11 protein-coding genes and 1 pseudogene are annotated in these 19,200 nt (G+C 68.0%); 4 read left to right on the top strand and 8 right to left on the bottom strand.

The window, feature by feature from the left end; all coding sequences use genetic code 11:
* Positions 1–116: 116 nt before the first annotated feature.
* From rpmA to ACZ6D7_RS01290, 4 genes are all read right to left on the bottom strand, one after another.
* Positions 117–371 (bottom strand): 50S ribosomal protein L27, encoded by a 255-nt coding sequence (rpmA, locus tag ACZ6D7_RS01275; protein WP_030779398.1) that lies wholly within the window; start codon positions 369–371, stop codon positions 117–119.
* Between the two features lie 14 nt (positions 372–385).
* A complete protein-coding gene (rplU, locus tag ACZ6D7_RS01280) occupies positions 386–706 on the bottom strand; it encodes a 50S ribosomal protein L21 (protein ID WP_007381993.1) in 321 nt (106 codons plus the stop codon).
* A gap of 207 nt (positions 707–913) precedes the next feature.
* The gene (locus ACZ6D7_RS01285) at positions 914–1,621 is read right to left on the bottom strand and encodes a Uma2 family endonuclease (protein ID WP_469482083.1); all 708 of its coding nucleotides are present in this window, start codon (positions 1,619–1,621) and stop codon (positions 914–916) included.
* A complete protein-coding gene (locus ACZ6D7_RS01290; RefSeq protein WP_469482085.1) occupies positions 1,618–2,061 on the bottom strand; it encodes an ATP-binding protein in 444 nt (147 codons plus the stop codon). Before ACZ6D7_RS01290 ends, ACZ6D7_RS01285 begins: the two co-directional genes overlap by 4 nt.
* Before the next feature lie 228 nt (positions 2,062–2,289).
* Between ACZ6D7_RS01290 and ACZ6D7_RS01295 the strand changes: the two genes are divergently transcribed.
* Together ACZ6D7_RS01295 and ACZ6D7_RS01300 are read left to right on the top strand one after the other, a co-directional pair.
* Positions 2,290–3,144, top strand: coding sequence for a helix-turn-helix domain-containing protein (locus tag ACZ6D7_RS01295; RefSeq protein WP_469482087.1), 855 nt, complete (start codon positions 2,290–2,292; stop codon positions 3,142–3,144).
* 371 nt (positions 3,145–3,515) lie between these two features.
* A pseudogene (locus tag ACZ6D7_RS01300) lies at positions 3,516–3,836 on the top strand (tyrosine-type recombinase/integrase); the annotation flags it as partial.
* Positions 3,837–3,972: 136 nt separating this feature from the next.
* Here the strand turns inward: ACZ6D7_RS01300 and ACZ6D7_RS01305 are convergent.
* The 4 genes from ACZ6D7_RS01305 to ACZ6D7_RS01320 form a co-directional block, all read right to left on the bottom strand.
* Complete coding sequence (locus ACZ6D7_RS01305) at positions 3,973–4,380, bottom strand: hypothetical protein (RefSeq protein WP_469482089.1); 408 nt, start codon at positions 4,378–4,380, stop codon at positions 3,973–3,975.
* A complete protein-coding gene (locus ACZ6D7_RS01310) occupies positions 4,380–11,321 on the bottom strand; it encodes a polymorphic toxin-type HINT domain-containing protein (RefSeq protein ID WP_469482091.1) in 6,942 nt (2,313 codons plus the stop codon). The genes ACZ6D7_RS01305 and ACZ6D7_RS01310 overlap by 1 nt, the downstream gene beginning before the upstream one ends.
* 192 nt (positions 11,322–11,513) lie before the next feature.
* Positions 11,514–15,125 carry a LamG domain-containing protein gene (locus tag ACZ6D7_RS01315; RefSeq protein ID WP_469482094.1) on the bottom strand — a complete coding sequence of 1,204 codons (3,612 nt, stop codon included), beginning with the start codon at positions 15,123–15,125 and terminating at the stop codon, positions 11,514–11,516.
* 116 nt (positions 15,126–15,241) lie between these two features.
* Positions 15,242–16,780 carry an FG-GAP repeat protein gene (locus ACZ6D7_RS01320; RefSeq protein WP_469482096.1) on the bottom strand — a complete coding sequence of 513 codons (1,539 nt, stop codon included), beginning with the start codon at positions 16,778–16,780 and terminating at the stop codon, positions 15,242–15,244.
* 320 nt (positions 16,781–17,100) lie between these two features.
* On the opposite strand from ACZ6D7_RS01320, the gene ACZ6D7_RS01325 reads away from it, so the two are divergent.
* Positions 17,101–17,703, top strand: a complete 603-nt coding sequence (locus ACZ6D7_RS01325; RefSeq protein WP_469482098.1) for an acyltransferase — start codon at positions 17,101–17,103, stop codon at positions 17,701–17,703.
* Positions 17,704–17,952: 249 nt separating this feature from the next.
* The gene (locus tag ACZ6D7_RS01330) at positions 17,953–19,044 is read left to right on the top strand and encodes an acyltransferase family protein (RefSeq protein WP_469482100.1); all 1,092 of its coding nucleotides are present in this window, start codon (positions 17,953–17,955) and stop codon (positions 19,042–19,044) included.
* Positions 19,045–19,200 lie beyond the last annotated feature (156 nt).

Consider the following 19,200-nt stretch of genomic DNA (forward strand, 5'->3'; position numbering starts at 1 on the left):
GTTCGGAACTGTCTCTTGCGTAACACGCGAAAGGCGGACCCGCCTTCCCGGAAGGGAAGTGAGGTCCGCCTCGCGAAGTGTTTCGGTCGAGCCGTGAATCAGATGATTCAGGTGACTCAGGCGACCGGAACGATGTTCACGACCTTGCGGCCACGGTGGGTACCGAACTCCACCGCGCCCGGCAGCAGCGCGAACAGCGTGTCGTCGCCGCCACGGCCGACGCCGGCGCCCGGGTGGAAGTGGGTGCCACGCTGGCGGACCAGGATCTCACCCGCGTTGACGACCTGACCGCCGAAGCGCTTCACGCCGAGCCGCTGGGCATTCGAGTCGCGACCGTTCCGGGTGGACGATGCGCCCTTCTTGTGTGCCATGTCTCCTCAGTCCCTTACTTCGCAGCCGCGGGGATCTCAGTGACCTTGATCGCCGTGTACTGCTGGCGGTGGCCCTGACGACGGCGGTAGCCGGTCTTGTTCTTGTAGCGAAGGATGTCGATCTTCACACCCTTGTGGTGGTCCACGACCTCGGCCTGGACCTTGATGCCGGCCAGCACCCACGGGTCGCTGGTCACAGCGTCGCCGTCGACAACGAGCAGGGTCGAGAGCTCGACCGTGTCGCCAACCTTGGCGGTGGAAATCTTGTCAACCTCAACGATGTCGCCGACAGCAACCTTGTGCTGGCGACCACCGCTGCGCACGATGGCGTACACGCGGATCTCACTCTCTCGCTCGGGAACGGCACCCCCGCAGTCCAGTCACCCGGGAACGAACACGGGCAACCTCTCCCGGTCACCGGGAACCGGCATCCAGGAGGAAGAGGTTTACGGGGATGTGGCGGGTCTAGGAAACACGCCGACGGTCAAGACTACGGGCGGCTGCCGAGGGGGTCAAACCGGGCCGCGCCCCACCCGCCTCCCTCACCTCTGCTCGACCTCGGGATCCACGTCCTCCTCGACGGCGAATCCGGACGTGTCCAGCTCGAAGTCGAACGGCGCGGGAATCCGCACGGGCCGCCCGAAGGGAACGTTGGTCCGGGACCGGTACCCCTTGGGAGAGGGGTCCCACATCACATTGATCTCCCCGATCCGCATGTCGAGCAGCAGATACACGGGGACGATCCGCCCGTAGGTCGCCATCTTGTCGAGCCAGTCGACGTCCTTGGTGGAGTCGGAGGTCAGCTCGGCGACGAGGGAGAGAGCGGCGGCATCGGCGTGACGACCGGCGGCGTCGAAGGCGGATTCGTCGGCGACGTGAAGGTCAGGCCCGTATCCGCGCTCGAAACCGGGAAAGGTGAAGAGGAAGGGAGCGACATCCACGTCATGCCCCTCCGGTGCATGCGGTTCCAGCTGAAGCCGAAGCGACTTCATGACCTTCTTGTAGCGCAGCTTCGACCACGGCGACACGACGATCTTCCCCCGGATGAGCTCGGCCTGGTAGCCGACAGGTGTGTCCATCTCCTCGACGATCCGGAGCATCTCCTCGAAGGATCCGCTCGGCGGGGCGTCTATGGCCCGGGGACGCTCGGTCATGACGGTCACCACGATCCTCCACTGATTACAGAGCGTGTCGCTGGAACCACGATAGCGCCGGGGTGTGACAGCCGCCCGCCCCTCGGCGACGCTCACGCCCGGACCTCGCACCAGAGCAGCTTCCCGCCGCGCCCGAGGGGGTACCCGCCCCACACCTCCGCGTAGTGACATACGAGGAACAGCCCACGTCCGCCCTCGGCCTCCGCATCCGCCGGGACAGGCCGAAGGGACCCGGACCGCTTGTCGAAGGGAGGCGGGATGTGGGGGTTGGCATCCCAGACACTCACCCGCAGCCGACTGCGCCCGAGCCCGCGAAGTCGGAGGGTCGCGGGGCCGGTGGAGTGCCGGTAGGCATTGGTGACCAGTTCGGTGGCCAGCAGTTCGGCGGCGTCCTGGAGTTGAGGGATGCCGTGCCCGGCGAGGACGGCACGGAGGGTGACACGGGCGATGCGTGCGGCCCGCGGGTCATGGGGCAGTTGGAGGGAGTACGCCCACGTTGAACCCCCTTCGCACTCAGACGGGGATACGGTGGCCACGAACGCCTCCTGCGGTGGGGGGACTTGGTTCGCTCGACGGCCGGGACGTGTGGTGGCAGTGCCGCGACGCGGTGCGCTTCCGGCTTATCCGTGGGACCAGTTGAGCGGCTTGATCGCCACCATAGGACACGAGATGGACTACATTCCATGAAGTCCGGGGAATGTAGCCCCTATTACCTTCGTGTGGGTGACCCTCACAACGGACGTACGAACGGGAAGTCACAGCCGATGTCGCAGCCCAGCCCTCTTCCCACCGCCCGGCGCCGTCGCCTCGGAGCCGAGTTGCGCAGGCTGCGCGAGCGGGCCGATCTGTCAGCGACCCAGGCCGCAGCACTGGTCGGGGCCACGCAGTCCCGCGTGAGCAACATCGAGGCGGGGCGTTACGGAGTCAGCGCCGACCGCGTCCGCACGATCGCCCGGCACTACGACTGCACCGACGAACCTCTGATCGAAGCCCTCGCCGCACTGACCGGCGAACGCCGGCGCGGCTGGTGGGAGGAGTACCGGGACACCCTCTCCCCCCGCGTACTGGACCTGACAGAAGTCGAGCACCACGCCACCGCCCTGCGGGTGGCTCACGTGATCAACATCCCCGGACTGCTTCAGACCGCCGACCACGCCCGCGCACTGTTCAGCCAGACCGTGCCACCACTGAAGCCGCACGAGATCGAACACCGCGTCTCGCATCGGATCAAGCGCCAGGAGCTACTGCACCGCGACCAGTCCCCGCCCTACACGGCGATCATCCACGAGGCCGCACTCCGCATGCGCGTCGGCGACCGCGCCGCAGTCCGGGCGCAACTGCACCACCTCAACGAGATCAGCGAACTCGATCACGTCACGATCACCGCCATCCCCTTCGACAACGGCCCCTTCCACACCTCGGGCCAGGGCATCGACTACTTCCACGGCCCGGTACAGCAACTGGACACCGTCCAGCTCGACACCGACCACGGCGCGGAACTCATCAATTCCCCTGCCCAGTTGGAGCGCTACCGTCTGATTCTGGACCGCACCACCCAGGCAGCCCTTCCTGCGGGCAAGTCCCGCGACTTCATCTCCCGACTCGCCCAAGATCTCTGAAGGAGCCCTCCATGCCCGAACTGCACTGGCAGAAGTCCACGTACAGCCAGGAGGCGTCCGCATGTATCTACCTCGCCGCGACTCCCGCCGGGGGGATCCTTCTCGGCGAGAGCGACGAACCGGAAATCATCCTGATCACCGACACACACCCCCTCGCTGCGCTAATAGCCACCCTCCGAGTATCAAGATAAACAGTGAGAGCGCAGCGACCAGAAGGAGCCGATCGGTTGACCAGCTCCTCCGGCAATCGGGCAACGAACGACTGCGAGACAGAAATTCTCCCTCTCAAGGGTGGGCGTCTGAACGCCGCATCACCATCCCACCGAATACCTCAATTCCCTCTAGGAACACATGGAGCGGGCAGCGCCCGCTGGATGGACAGCCGCCTCATCATCACCACCCCGACTGGCCGACCTCTCGACCCGGACAACCTCGCCCGCCGCTTCCGCGACTTCGTCAACCGGGCCGGACTCCAACGCATCCGCTCCTATGACCGCTGCCACTCGACCGCCGCTCTGCTCCCGGGACAAGGCGTCCCCCTCGTCGTGATCAAGGAATTCCTCGGCCACGCCCACATTGGCGTCACCGCCGGTGTCTATGCCCACGCACGACTCCGCCTCCAACACCAAGCCATAGACACGCTGAGCCACGCCCTCGGCGCTACCGACGACAACCCCGACGCGCCACCGGCCGATTCCCCCTGCGCTGACGTTGCGTCACCATTTCTGCCAAACACCCAAAGGGCCTCGCCAGAATCGACTCTGGTGAGGCCCCTCTGTAAGCGTCAAGGACGGGCTGACGGGCGGGAACTTCGCCCGACCTTCTCAGCTATTCGATCCGGGCACGTACGAGGGCATCGGTGACCCTGCGTAGGGCCGCCTTCAGTCTTTCCCGCTCGTCGCGCACCTGGTCGACCTTCCTGCCGGATGCCTGGTAGGCGGTTTCGAACTCGACCCACGCCTCGTAGGCCACAAGCAGTCCCTCAGAAGAGGCCCGGCCTCGCTCGAATTGTTGCCGAAATCCCAGGGGTGGCTCGTGACTCCCAATCCACAGTTCGAGCCGGGCATGTTCGGCCATAAACTGCGCGGCAAGTTCGACCACGTCGTTACCGACGATGTTGCTGCCGATCACCCGCACACCGAGGTTGAGGGCCGGCGATGCCGTCGGGGCGCGCAGAGGCTCGGGTACCTTGCTGGACGCCGGCGGGTTTCTCAGCCAATCCCACTCGTCCGCCATCACAACCTCCTTCGCTCAAAGCTCGTTTCCAAGAGCCAACGCGCCATGTTCATCGATGTCGATTCCGGTATTTCATATCCTCCGGCCTTGAGAATTTTCGCGCAGAACGTCACACAATTATTCGTGTCCCTGTCATGCGGTCCGAGGTTGCTGTCATCCAGAAAGTACTCCTGCCCCTGATGTGCTCGCCTTGCATTCGGCAATGGCACTCGAATGACATCGGTGCCGGGAGCATGAGAAGCGGTCCGCAAGCCGACGATGGAGTCCTCTCCGACTTGAGAACCCGCCTCGGTGTGAATCGTTCTGCCGTTATGCGTCACCGCGATCGATGCGTGCCCCTGTTCCATATCCAGGTAAACATCCGCGTATCCCGCGTCGCCACAGTTGTGAACCAGTACTGGCGCCGCCCCCGCCAGCACATAGTACGTGTGCACATCGCTGACAGTCAGGTCGTGCGTGCGCTGGCGCTTGTCAAAGGAGCGGATGTCCGTGAGGCTTACCGAGCTGCCGTCCGAAGTGTGAAGCTCCATGCCCGGCTTGAGGTCGCCGGCCTCGATCCACGCCTTCTCCGAGTCCACCCAGAACGGGTGGGTCGTCGTGGAGATCAGGGCCTCGGCTTTGCCAGACTTGCTCTCGATCGTCAGGTCGACAAAGTGCTTGTCGTCCTCGGTGACGATCGTGCCGACGACCACGCGCAGCGTCGTTTTGCCCGTAGCCGGGTCGGTCGCTGTGACCTTGTCACCGAGCTGGACCTTCTCGATCGGCTTGGTCTTGCCGTTTGCCAGAAGAACCTTGGTGCCGGGCAGGAAGCTGTGCTTGGCCGCCGGCACTGGGCATGAGTCGTTGCCCTTCTTCTTGAGCGCCGCCGCGGCCTTCTTTCTCGCGTCAGCCAGCTTGTCCTGCGCCTTGGCCAGAGCCCCCTTGGCCTTGCCCAGCGCCTTGTTCGCCTTGAAGAGGCTCCTCACGCCGCCGACCAGGTCGTCGACCAGGCCGACCACCCGCTTCACGAGTCTGGCGCCCTTGGCCCAGTCCCACGGTGCCCCGTACTTCGCGAGGATCTTGCCCGCCAGGCCGCCCGCGAAGCTGCCGGCGATGTTGAGCAGGGTCTCGCCGCAGGCGCCGACGTCGCCGCTGGAGACGCAGTCCAGGGCCGCGTCCACGCCCAGGATGTCCCGGGCGATCGCGACCAGCGCCTTGCCTGCGGAAGTGACGCGCTGCTTGGCGGTGGACTGCTGTGCCTGAGCCGACGCCACGTTCGACGAGGCCTCGGTGACATCGGCGGCCGCGTCGTCGACGTCCTTGTTACCGGTGTCGGTGTAGGTGCCCGAGTAGCCCGAGCAGTACGCATACTCGTAGCAGCTCTCCAGTCCGGACGGATCGGAGAGCGTCACCGGGGAGTTGTCGGCGTACGCGTAGCCATTGATCTGGCTGGGCCTGGTGTAGTCGATGATCGGGTCGACCGAGATGAACTTGCCGATCGTCTGGTCGTACTCCCGCGCCCCCAGGTGGGTCAGGCCGGTCGAGGCGTCGATCGTGCCGCCGACGTAGCCCTTCTCTCCCGGCCAGGGGCCGAGCTTCTCGCCGCGCTCGACGCCGTAGGGGTCGAAGCGACGCTGGGATATCGCGCCGGTCGCGGCATCGATCGCCACCTCGCCCGTGCCGTGGTGGTCGGAGGCGATGAAGGAGAGCTTCGTGGCGGTACGGACCGCGACGGTCTGGCCGGCGTAGTCGTAGTAGCGGGTGGCTTCCTTCTTGGTGCCGTCGGCCGACAGCTTCAGCTCGGTGCCTGGCAGGTAGACGGTCGTACCGGAGGGGTCCTTGCGCACCAGGCGGCTACCGGAAGCGTCATACAGGTAGCTGGTCTTCGAGCCGTTCGCCTCGGTGACCTCGCTGAGCTTTCCGGCGTCGTTCCAGAGCAGGGACTGGGCGTTGCCGCCGATCACGCGCTTGGTGGTGTTGCCCGCGTCGTCGTACTCGTACGTCGACTGCCTGTCCCCGGTCGGGGTCTTCTCCACCACCTTGGTGACCTGGTGCGGACCGTCGCCCAGCGCTCCCGCGCCGCCGTACGCGTAGTCGCGCGTGATGTCCTTCGCCGCGTCGAGCCCGGTGTCGTGGTTGATCTCGGAGACACGGTTGCCGATGGCGTCCGTCTCGTACGACTTCCAGTACGGAGCCGGACCGCCGAGCGCGCTCGCGCCGGCGGCGGAGTCACACGCCGTCGGCCCGGAGCCCTCCACCGGCACGGTGGAGCCGCGGGTGCCGGAGCCGGCCGCGGTCGCCGTGGTGGCCGCCGGGGTCCAGGCGTCCTCGAGCCGCTGCCGGGTGTCGTAGGCGAAGCACTGCACGTCCGGAGTCGACGTGTTCGCCGTGTCCGCGACGGACAGGACATTGCCCGACTGATCGTAGGAGTAGGAGGAGTCCCGGGCCGGGGCGGTCGAGCCGACGACGCCGGTCACCGAGCGGGTCAGTCGGTCGGTGCCCTTCTCGTGGAAAAAGGTCTGCCCGACCTTCTTGCCACTGCCCGAGTACAGCTCCAGTTCCTTGAGTTGGCTCTTGTCCGTGTAGGCCGTTCTGGTGACGTACGAGGTGCTGCCCGTCATGGTCATCGGGCGCTGTAGCGCGTCGTATGTGTACGTCACGTTCTCCGCCGGCAGGTCGCCGACGGCGGGCAGGCCGGTGGTACGGACCGACCCGTCCTGGTTGTACGTGGTGGTGAAGGTGTACGTACCGGCGAGCGAGTCCTGGGAAGCAGGGACCACGTAAGCGGTCTGCAGCGGGCGGTAGAACGCGTCCATCGACTGGATGGCCGAGGTGAAGTACTCCGTCGGCGAGACGTAGTTGAGGGAGCCGTAGGCCTGTCCCAGCCAGCCCGCCTTGTCGTACCTGGTCTCGCTCAGCTTGGTGCCGGTACTGACGTCGCCCTGCCAGGTCGACTCCACGCGGCCGAGCCTGTCGTAGACCGTGGAGGTCTTCTTCTCATTGCCGTCGTAGCTGACGACCGGGCGGTCCAGCTCGTCGTACTCCGTGCGAGACGTACCGGCGTCGGGGTCGATCGAGGTCTTCTTACGGCCCAGTTGGTCGTACTCGTACCGCCACTGGTTGCTCTTGCTGTCGGTGACCGTCTCCAGCAGGCCGGCCGTCGTATAGGTGTACTTCGTCGCCTCGTACGGCACGCCCGCGCCCGGCGAGGAGCCCCGGTAGTGGCGGAGTTCGACCGTGTTGCCCTGACTGTCGGCGATCGTCGTCTCGGGTATCGCGCCGACCGGCGGGTCGACATGGGTCTTCTCACCGTCGTACGTGGTGGTGGTGCGCCACTGCTCCGCACCCGACACGGCGAAGATGTCAGCGGTGGTCCGGCCCAGGCCGTCGTACTCGATCAGGCTCTGTGCGCCGACCTGGCTGTCGCTCACGAGCAGCAGTTCGCCCTCGGCCGCGCCGTCCGCGTTGTACGTCGAGTTGGTCTTACGGAGGTTCCCGGTCGCGCCGTAGAAGGAGTCGGCGACCATGCGGCTGCCGTCCGCGCCCTCGGTCTGGATCTGGCGGGGCCGCAGCATGCTGTCGTACATCTGGTACTCGGCACCGTAGGAGCCGTCGTTCTCGAGCTTCTCCGTCTTGATGGAGGTGACCTTGTCCTTGCGGACGTTGTACGAGTACTTGATGCTCGGCGTCTTCGCCTTGGCCCGGTCCGCCAGCCATACGGAGGTCAGACGGCCCAACCCGTCGTAGGCGAGGTCGGTGCGCTTGCCGTTGGGGTCGGTCTGGCCGCTCGACATGCCCCAGGCCTGGGCATAGTCGGTGACGGTCTTGTGGTCCAGCGCGTTGTAGACGGTCGTCTTCGACAGCAGACCGTTCGTCTCGGTGTAGACGGTTCTCGTCTCGTCCGGCGTGCCGTCCGCCGCTGGGCCTGCCGCATACTGCTTGGCGTCCTGCTGGGACTCCGGACGGCCGTAGGCGTCGTAGGTCGTTGCACCGGTGACCTGATACGTCGCCGTGGTCCCGTCGTGCGAGACCAGCCGCTCGGTCTTGGTGGCATCCCCCTTCGTGGGGGCTGCGCCGAACGTGCCCTTGTCGTAGGAAGTGCGCTCATCGGCCAGGACCTGTGTCTTACGGTCGGGGTCGACGGAACACTTGACGGAGACCGATTCGCTGCGTGCGGGCAGCGAAAGAATGTTCTTCGCCGGGTTGTCCGCGTACGTGGTGCGGGTGCAGGTGTCGTCCTTGGAGATGGAGACGTCTCCCAGGTCGTCGACCTGCAGCACGCGGCCGGTGCCGTTCGCCGTGTCGTGCGTCGTCGTGGACTTCGTCTCGGTCCACGTTCCGTCGGACTTCAGGTTGAAGTCCCGGCTGGTCCGAGTGCGGACGATGGAGGCGTGGGTAGTACCCCAGCTCCTCGTCTGCGTGGCCGTGTAGTGCTTCCAAGGGATGTCGATCGTCTTGGAGATCAGCGCGTCACCGTCGTAGGTGGCTGCTTCCAACTGGTGGCCCGTGAACTCCTCGTGATCGGTGTACTCAGCGCCGGTGGAGTCCTTGACCTTCACGGACCGGGTGTCACCGGCAGAGTCCTTGTCCCCATCCATGCCCTGCAGGTACGTGTAGTCGACACGGGTGGTCTGCTTGTCGGCGCTGCCGCTGGTGACCTTGACCTTGCCGTAGCCCTGCCAGCCGCCCCAGGTCAGGTATTTCTCGTCTGTGATGCCGTCCGGCTTGGCCTTACGCCAGGCGGCATCGCCCTGGTAGGTGTAGCGGGTCACCATCTGGGCGTTGCCGCCGGTGCGGTCGGTCTCGATGACCGCGGCCACGACGTACTTGTGGAACCAGTCCGTGATCGGGTCGACGTAGCCCGGCGGGGCCCACTTCACCGGGTAGCAGCGCTTGGTCGACTCGCCCGGCTTGGGCAGGTCGGCCTTGGTGCAGTCGGTGGGGGCGTAGTTGACGTCGAGCTGGGCGCCGGTCTCGCTGATGACCGTCGTCAGACGGAAGCGGTGGAAGGGCGCGATGTTTTCGCCGACCGCGTCGACGCGGTTGGCCAGTTGCTCGCCCAGGAGATCCACGGAGGGCAGCTTCACGGCGGTGCCGACCCGGCCCTCGTGTTCGATCTTCGACAGCCACAGCGTCTTGGAGTCGTCGCCGTTGTCGGTGAACAGGTGCGCGAAGGTCCAGGCGTCCACGTCCGAGTGGTTCGTGGCGTCCTTGCGCATCTGCGTGACGATCGACGTCAGTCGCTTGGTGGTCCAGAAGGTCTGGACGGGCGAGGTGCACTTGGTGCCGGACTTGCACTCCTGGTCGACCGGGACGTCCGGCCAATGGGAGGCGTTCGCCTTGGTGCGCTTGCTCTCCGCACAGTCGAAGTCCGCGGTGGGCAGGCAGCGTTCGGCGGTGTTGAAGGCGATCCGGGCCGGGGCCTTGGCCGCGTAGACGCTGCCGTCCCGCTGCCCGTAGTCGATGCGCTCGAGGTAGCCGCCGCGGTCGTACGCGGTGCCGTTGACGTCCGTCTTCGCGTTGAGCGCGTAGTAGTTGGTCTCGCGCTCGTAGAAGTAGGACATCACATTGCCGTGGGTGTCCTTGACGTAGTCGAGGCTCCAACGCCAGGCCTGCTTGCAGTGGGCGCTGGTGAAGGTGGCGTTGTAGCAGGGCTCCTTGTCGTCGTCGCCGAAGACCGGGGCCGTCCAGACGGAGTTGGTCTCCTCGTTTCCGGTAGCCCAGCCCGGAAGGCGGTTCAGACCGAAGTAGTACTCGGTGCCTTCAGGGGTCGTGACCTTCCAGTGCTCGCCCTTGTCGGCCGTGTCGCCTTCGTCGCCGTTCGTGGCGCCGGTGAGCTTCTCGACCTTGGTGCCGTCGTCGGACGCGGTGTGCCACTCACCGGTCGTGTCATCCTTGACCAGTTCGCCCGACCTGCCGTCGAGCATGATCGTGGCGTTGTCGAACGCCCAGCACTGCTCGCCGGAACTCTCATGGCCGTCGTCGGAGCAGGGCTTGTAGCGGCGCTCGATGTAGCCGGGGTCGTAGGAGAAACCCTCACCGATCCAGGAGCCCTGGTTGTTGGTGACCGCCGTGCGCCCGTCCGCCGATTGGGAGGAGTAGCCCAGGCCCACAGTGGGAACCAGGCCGCCCGGGGTGGGGACGGAGCGTAGCGGGTAGTTCCAGCTGAACCCGCCGGAAGAAGGGGCGACACTCCATCTGGCCGAGGGCGCCAGCGCCGTCGCCTTGTAGGTGCCCTGCGCGCCGGACGGGCCCGCGGCCACCGCGACCAGCGAGGTCGCGTCGGCGGCCATGGTGGAGACGCCGTCGGCGGGGGCCGGGGCCGCGGTCACGTCGGCGGAGACGGTACCGGCCCGCACGTCGTTGACCGTGGGCAGCGTCTTGGGCTGCTCGGGGCAGTCCTTGCTGCCAGGTACGGCGACGACGGCGCACGCCGGCAGCTGGACCAGCTGGAGACGCGAGGCGTAGGAGCCGCCGAATCCCTCGGCGAACTCGGAGTAGTCCACGGTCAGCCGCACCTTGGCGGCCTGGTCGGCGCCGTCGGCGCGCTCGACGCCGAGGAGAACGCCTGCGCCTAGTTGCGCGGCGCGCTTCGGGTCGAGAACGTCGACCCGGACCTTGTCCGCGGTCGTCGCCGCTTTGCTCTTCGCTTGCGCCTTGGCCTTGCCGACCTTGACCGGTAGTCCGCCGGCCTCGGTCGCGCCAGCCGCGCCCACGGTCAGTTCAGCGCCGCCCCGCTGGGGCCACACCGCCTTGTCGAGCCCCTTGATCGCGGCCTTGCGTGCCGGATCGGTGGGGCGGGACTTCGCTTTCGCGTTGGATCCCTTGGCGGGATCCTCGTCCTGGACGCTGGGGCTGTTCCAGCCCCGGGCGCCGTCGTCGAGAGCCAATGCCTGGACCGACGACGCGGACAGTGCGAGTGAAAGCCCGATCACTGTCGCGACGACCGTCTGTCTGGGCATGCGGCGGCTCAGTGAGCGGCCACGGAAGAGCATCGGACAACTCCCTGGTCGAAGGAGGAAAGGTGTGGAGGGGGGGGGGGGGGGGGGGGGGGGGGGGGGGGGGGGGGGGGGGGGGGGGGGGGGGGGGGGGGGAGCGGGGGGGGGGGGGGGCGGCCCCCCCCCCCCCCCCCCCCCCGCCCAGGTGACCGCTCGTCACATGTCCGGCTCGGCAGTCAGCCCGGACATCCGCTGGATCGCGATCTGGTCGGCTGCCCCGCTGTAGACGCGCACCTCGTCGACGGCGCCGGCGAAGTACTCGCTCTCCCCCCGCAGCGAACGACCCACTTGCAGGCCCTCGGTGGCGGGCCACAGCGTGGCGTCCCTGCCATAGGCGCCGGAGACGAGCTGGCCCTCGACGTACAGCCGGAGGGAGTTGGCGAAGGCGTCGTAGACCACCGCCAGGTGCTGGCCGGAGCCGTCAGCGCTGGGCGTCTGCTGGTCGTTGGTGAAGGTGATGACCTCTGGTGCGGCCACGTCCGTCTTGGCAACGGCCAGTTCCCACTGACCGGTGGCGGCCTGGTAACGGACCTGGACCCGGTTGGCGTTGGCGCCCGGCAGGGACAGCACTGTCTGCGACTTCTCGGCGTCCGGCGTAGTGAGCTGCGCGCGGACGGTCACGGTGAAGCTGGTGCCCCCCGTGACCGGGGCGCTCGCGGTCGAGGCGTAGTCCCCGTCGCCGTCCAGCAGCAGGTGGCCGTCGCCGACCAGGGCGGCGTTGTCGAACACATCGGCGGGTTGGTAGATCGTCGCATTGCCGTACAGCGTCAGTGCTTGCCCGCCGCCGGTCTCGGCGGAAGCGCCGCCAAGGGCGTTGTCGAGCTGCCAGTATCCCTTGCGTTCGGGCTTGACGGTGATCAGCTCGGCGACTTCGGCCGCCGGCAGGACACGGTCGAAGACACGGACCTCGGCGAGGTCGCCCGCGAAGTGGTCGCGGTATCCGGTCTTGGCGGTTGCGCGCCCGATCTGGAGCGGTCCGTGGGACATCCATGTGGATCGGCGCTGGCCGGCGCCCTTGGCGTCCTTGTTGACGTAGAGCCTGAGCTCGGGGCCGCCGCTCTTCTGGGCGTCGTACACACCGGTCAGCAGCACCCATTGGTCCTTGACCACGGACACTCCGGTGGAAACGGCCTTCCACTCGCCGAGCGACTCCACGTCATTGACCGGGACGGAGAACTTCCAGGTCTGCGCGGAAGCGTCGTAACCGAGAGTGAAGCCGGGCTCGCCGGTGCCGTCCTGGCTGACGACCGCCATGTCCTTGTCCAGGGCGGTGGGGCGCACCCAGGCGCTGACGCTGAAGCCCTTGGCGGTGTCGAGCACGGTCTTGCCGGTGTCGAGGTAGGCATCGGAACTTCCGTCGAAGCGGGCCGCCCGGTCGACCTTCCCCCCTGGGCCTTCGACGCCGAACGTGACTCCGCTGCCGGCGGCCGCCGAGTAGTCGTCGCTCTCGTCGTGGGCTTCGGTCTCACCCGCCTCGTCGGCGAGGTTCCACTGTGCGACGACCGGCCTGCCCTCGCCCACCAGAAAGAGGTACGGGGTGCTGCTGGAGTGACCGGCCTTGTCGACGGCGCTCACATCGAGCACGTGCTGTCCGGCCCAGGTCGGGACCCACGACACGGTGACGGAGCCGCCGGTCGCGTCCGGGGCTACGGTGGTCGGCGCGGCGCCGTCGAAGGAGTATTGGTACTTCACGACGTCGCTGCCCTTGGCGGCGTCGTTCGGGTTGGGTGCGAAGGTGAAGGTGCCGTACGTGCCCACGCCGTCGTGGTAGACGGTGTCGGACGGGTACTTCTCGGACAGCACGCTCGGCTTTCCGGGCCATGTCTTGTCATAGATGAACTCGCAGCGCTGCGTCCCGTCCGAACTCCATGGGCCGCTGCCGTCACCGTCGTTGGCCCGTGCGCTCCAGCGGATGACCGTGTTCTGCGGGATCGTCGATCTGACGGTGTGCTCGAACTTGGTGCTGGGCGTGGGGGCGAGCGAGGCCGTGGTGTAGGTGTAGCTCTTGGCCGTGCCGGTCGCCGGGTCGGTCCACTCGATCCTGAACTCGACCTTCACCTGGTCGGTCTGCCCGTTGCCGTGGTCGGGGTCGCTCGCGATGGCCATGAGCTTCGGTGGGACGTCGGTATAGGGACGGTTCGTGCCCCACTTGCACACGCCACCTGGGTCGGTGAACATGTCCGACGTCTTGATCTGCCGCGGCAGATTGTTGTACTTGACCGACAGGTAGGCGTTGCCGCAGATCCGCTTCCACTCGGCGAAACGGGACTCGTCGGCCGCACGCAGGCCCAGCGTCATGGAGTTCCAGCCACCTGCGGCGGCCGTCTTGATCTCGCTGGTCAGCTCGCCGCTCGCGCTGCTCTCGAAGTGCAGGTTGGCCTGGCTGGAGCAGGAGGTCGGGGAGATCGCCTTGTCGACGGTCTGCAGATAGTCGTCCCAGTCGTCCGAGGTGTTGGACCAGTTGCTGGACGAGGTGAGTGAGTAGTTCTGTCCACCGATCCGGTAGAGCTGGATGGGTTCCGCGGTCGGAGTGGCGCTGTAGATGTGCTCCACCCGGGCCGAGAACGTCGCGCCAAGGATCTGCTTCCCCTTGTAGAAGGAGAGCGGCATCGTGAACATCACCCGACGGACGCCGACTCCGTTGCAGGAGACCGGGTTGTAGTCGGTGGGGCACTTGCCGACACCCGCGCTGCCGGAGTACTTCCAGTCCTGCTCGCTGGGCATTCCGGACATGACTCCGGTCCACGACGTGCGCGAGGTGGTGCGGGAGATCGGGTCGATGACGACCGGGAAGATGGTCTCGGCGCCCTTGAGCAGCTTCTGGTCGGGGACGAGGCTCAGCTTGCCCTTGCCGACCTCGACGCCCAGCGGGGCGACGCGGCCACCGCCGCCCGGCCCGTCCAGCGAGGGCTCCGGTGTGGTCTGCGGGCCAGGCGTGGCATCGCCGGTCTCGACCTCGCCCGCTGTGGCGGCCTTCAACGACTTCGCGACAGCGGTGGGCCCCTGCTTCTTGGACGCGGCCTCCTCTACGGCGGCCGAGTCCCACATCGACGGCTTGCCCGCCTGGAAGACAGTGCCACCCACCTCCGCGTCCTCTGCGACGATGGCCCCGGTGACATCTTCCGCGACCTTCAGGCCGTCAGTCGTCATGCCGAAGTCGATCCTGGCCAACCTCGGGTCAGCCGCCGCCTCGGGCGTCTTGACGATCAACAGATGGCCGAAGCCGTCGGCCTCGGCGCGCACGGTCAGGTCAACGCCGGGCAGGACCTCGGCATACGTGGCGGTGTCGCCCTCGACCTCCGGCGTGGGCAGCTTGCCGTACGGCCAGGCCAGGGCGAACTCGCGGCCGGCCCGCCGCATCGTCACGAAGGGTGCGCCCGCGCGGCCGGTGGAGAAGGCCAGGTCGACGGTGGAGGCCTTCGGCCCCCAGCTGCCGTCCGCCCGCTGCACCAGCGTGGCATCGATGTCGACCCACTTGCCGCCCCGAATCGTGCGGACGGGCTCGGTGTACTCGCGTGCGGTGAAGCTGCCGTCGGGCTCGGCGAAGATCTCCCTGCGCTCGGTACGCAGTCCGAGGACCTCGGTCTTCCGTCCGCTGTCCTTGGCCGCGGCCAGGGCGAGTTGCTCGGTCAGAGCCGGCTGCTCTGCTGCGACCGGGCGGCCGGGCGCCGAGCCTCCGCCACCTGCGGGAAGGGCCACCACGCCCGTCACCACCGCGCCGGTGGCGACTGCCGCTGCGACGGCCCGGAACGCCAGGCCGCGCCGCATCGATCTGGGTCTCCCCGCTAACACTCGTCCACTCTCCAGTCGGTTCATGTCGGTCTCAGGAGTCGAGCCGCCGGAACGTCCTGTCCGGCGGACTGCACCGCGCCATGGCCGAGTCGTCATCGGACCGTCGCCCCGAACGCCGTACTCACCGCCGGGATCCCGCCCTCACCGGGCTTCCACGTCTGCGTCGGCGCACTGCCCGTGGCCGCGTTCCACGGGAAGCCGTGCACCGCGCGGCCCTCCGCCGGCCCGTAGGGAAGCCCCACGTACAGCAGCGAGGGGCCGGCGCCGAGGCTGATGCCCGCGTAGGTCCGGGGCGCCGGTCCGGAGGGAATGCCGTTGCCGGGCTCGATCCAGGAGTCAGCGGCGCCGGGGGCACCCAGGAGCGAGAAGAGCTGGACGCCGCCCGCGTCAGGGGCTTCCTCCGTCGACTCCTCGCCGGGTACGCCGACAGCGAGGCGCATGGTGGTCGCGGTGCTCACCGCGCTGGTGGTGGTGTTCACGGCCGCCAGCCGCTGGCCGAAGTAGTCGCTGGGCTCGGCTTCGCCGTCGACGCCCTCCGCGTTCTGGTCGACCCAGGTGAGGGCGGCGACCGTACCGTCGGCTTTGACGTGGTACGTGCGCACCGCTCCGGCATCGGCGACCGTGCGGACGTCCTCCCCGGGCGCGCCCACGGCCAGGAGGGCATCGGTGACGGTGCCCGCCCCCGACGGGCGATGGGGCGCCATCGCGAGAGCGGTACCGAACAGGTCGTCCGTCTCGGCGGTGACGTCCTCGTCCGTCACCGTGCGTTCCTGATGCAGGCCGCCCAGAGGTTCGGGGATCCCGTCCGTGTTGATCGACGGCCGGAAGACCTGGACACCGCCGGCGGACGTCACCGTTCCGACGCTCTCCCCGGGTGCGCCGACCGCGAAGAACTGGTCCGTGGCGGTGATCGAGGCTCCAAAACGGTCGTACGCCTCCTCGTCCTCCCACACTCCGGGGCTGTTCTGGGAAACGTTCGCCGCGTCGTAGGACGTGCCGTGGATGTAGCCGAGCAGGCCCATGTCCGTGCCGGAGGCCCCGTCCTCGCCCGGTATGCCGATCGCGAGGTAGGGGACGCCCGTCGTCGAGGTTCCGGCTCCGATCGCGTAACCGAGCAGGTCACCGATCTCGGGCCCGCCGCTCAACGGCTGGGCCTCGCCCTGGATGAAGCCCCTCGCGTTGAATTCCGACCCGACCGCGGTGGCCGAGCCGTAGATGACCTGGACGTAACCCGCGTCCTTGACCGTTCCGACGTCCTCGTACGGGATGCCGACGGCCAGGTCGCCGCAACCGTCCTTGTTGGCGTCGTACACGGCCAGCGAGAACCCGAAGCGGTCACCGGCCTCCGCCCCGTCGGGCACGTTCGCGGTCTCCTGGGAGATCTCGACGACTCCCTTGCCCCCGCCCAGAACGATGTGCACCAGTCCGGCCCGTTGCTTGCCCGACACCGTGGCGTCGGGGTCCGCGATGGCCATGTCCCGGACTCCGTCGCCGTTGAAGTCGGACGGTGTGCCCGCCGTGCAGGAGGCGGCCGCCGCGGCCTGGCTGCCTCCGGTCCCGAGCCCCAGCGCGAGCAACGCCGTGATCAGCGCTCCGGCGGCACCGGGCCGCCACAGCCGCTTCATCGGCATGGGTATTCCCCTTCCCCCGTTTTCGCCATGCCCCTGACATCAGTAGGGCCGAGCCCTCCCCTGGCTCGCATCCCTCACCCTGGGCATCGCGATCGCTACATAAAGAGACACTAAAGAAAGTCAAATGATCCTCCCCTTACGCGACGCACGCGATCAACACCTCTCCGTCACCTCGGGGGGTGACAACAATCACAGAATCCACACACGTTTCGCCAAAGCGACTCATGGGCAACGACGTGTCCGCCGCGCCCCTCCATGCCCGACCAACTCCCCAGGCCCGTATGCTCACCAAGCGAACCCAGACACCGGAAGGCGAAGAAGTGAACTACAGGGTGCAGCCCAGTGCGCAGGTCGACGACAGTGCCGAGATCGGGGCCGGCAGCAGTGTCTGGGACCTCGCGCAGATCCGTGAGGGCGCGCGCCTCGGTGAGGGCTGTGTGATCGGCCGGGGGGCGTACGTCGGCTCGGGCGTGCGGATGGGCGACAACTGCAAGCTCCAGAACTACGCGCTCGTCTACGAGCCCGCCGAGCTGGGCGACGGCGTCTTCATCGGCCCGGCGGTCGTCCTCACCAACGACCACAACCCGCGTTCCGTGGACCCCGACGGCAAGCAGAAGCGCGGCGGCGACTGGGAGGCCGTCGGTGTGAAGATCGCCGACGGGGCGTCCATCGGTGCCCGTGCCGTGTGCGTCGCGCCGATCACGATCGGCCGCTGGGCGATGGTCGCAGCCGGCGCCGTCGTCACCAAGGACGTCCCCGACTTCGCCCTCGTCGTCGGTGTCCCCGCCCGCCGCATCGGCTGGGTCGGCCGCGTCGGCGTCCGCCTGGTCGAGCGCGACGGTGAGCCCGGCGCGTGGGAGTGCCCGCAGACGGGCGCCCTCTACGACGAGAAGGACGGCGTCCTGACGGAGCGCGCGGTCTGAGCCGCACGACCGGCTCCCCGGACCGGTGAGCCACCGTTCGGCACCCAGGGGAGCCGCCGGAACCGGCGTGGTGCGCAGGGGAATCGGACAGCACCCGCCCGGAGCGAGAAGCCGTAGAGCCGTGCAGTCGTCACACCGCGCGCCACCGTGCCGCGGCGAATCAACGCGACCGCACTTGCGAAGAATGGGTGGGATGTGGGCATAGCCCGTCAGTCAGGTGTCCTGGCCGGTCGTGACCGTTTGCCGTCGTTGACCGGGTTGCGTTTCTGGGCGGCGCTGGTCGTCGTCCTGTACCACCTCTCCCGCCAGGCCGGACGCCTGCCGGTGGTGAGCGACATGGCCTGGTACGGACGCAGTGGAGTGACGTTCTTCTTCGTCCTGTCGGGCTTCGTCCTGGCCTGGACCTACGACGGGAAGAGCGTGCCGGCCAAGGTGTTCCTGTGGCGCCGTTTCGCCCGCATCTGGCCGATGCTCACCGTCTCGGTGATCGCGTCCGTCGCCGCCTGGCACGCCCTGGGAACGGAGTGGTCGCGCAAGGGCGTCGCCGCGACCCTGCTGCTGGTCAACGCCTGGGTACCGGAGCAGGCGCTGCTGAAGGGCGGCAACCCCGCGGCCTGGTCCCTCAGCGACGAGGCGTGGTTCTACGCCACTTTCCCCCTGCTCATGGCGCTGCCTCTCCTGCGCACCCCGCGTCGCCGTCTGTGGGTGGCGGTCGTCGCGTGCGCCGCGTCGCTCGCGGTGTGGCTGCTCGGCTCGCAGATCACCGACCTGCTCGTCCGCCGCTGGTTCCTGGACTACTTCCCGCCGGTCCGGATGCTCCAGTTCGTGCTCGGCGTCGCCGCCGGACTCGCCGTCAAGCGGGGCTGGCGGCCACCGGTCAACCTGCCCGTCGCGGTGGTGCTGGTCCTCGCCTTCCAGGCGGCGCTCATCCCGTGGTCGCGTGCCGTCCCCGACTCCGCCTGGAACAGCGCCTACAGCGCGTCGCACCTGCTGTCGGCCCCGCTGTTCGCGGCGCTGGTCTCGGCGGCCGCGTACAGCGACCTGCAACGGCGGGCCACCGGTCTCGGCGGAACGTGGATGATCCGGCTCGGCAACTGGTCGTTCGCCTGGTACCTGATCCACGAGATCGTGCTGCGCGTCCTGCTGGACGTGACCGGCCGCCCGGACAGCACCACGGAGACGGCGGTCTTCTGGGCCCTCGTCCTGGCGGTGAGCCTGGCACTCGCGGGCCTTGCCTACCACTGCGTGGAGCACCCGCTGGAGCGCTTCCTGCGCCGCGTCGGCCCCCGGGCGCCCGAGCAGTCCCGGCACCGCCGCGGCAAGGCCCTGCCGGCGACCTGACACCGGTCCGGCCGGTCCGGGGGGGGGGGGGGGGGGGGGGGGGGGGGGGGGGGGAGGGGGGGAAGGGGGGGGGGGGGGGGGGGGTGGGGGCGGGGGGGGGGGGAGAGATCGCCGGGGTGGGCTGGTCGAGGTTGGTGGCGATCTGCGGGTGGGTGA

This window comes from Streptomyces sp. NPDC041784 (genome assembly GCF_055591025.1).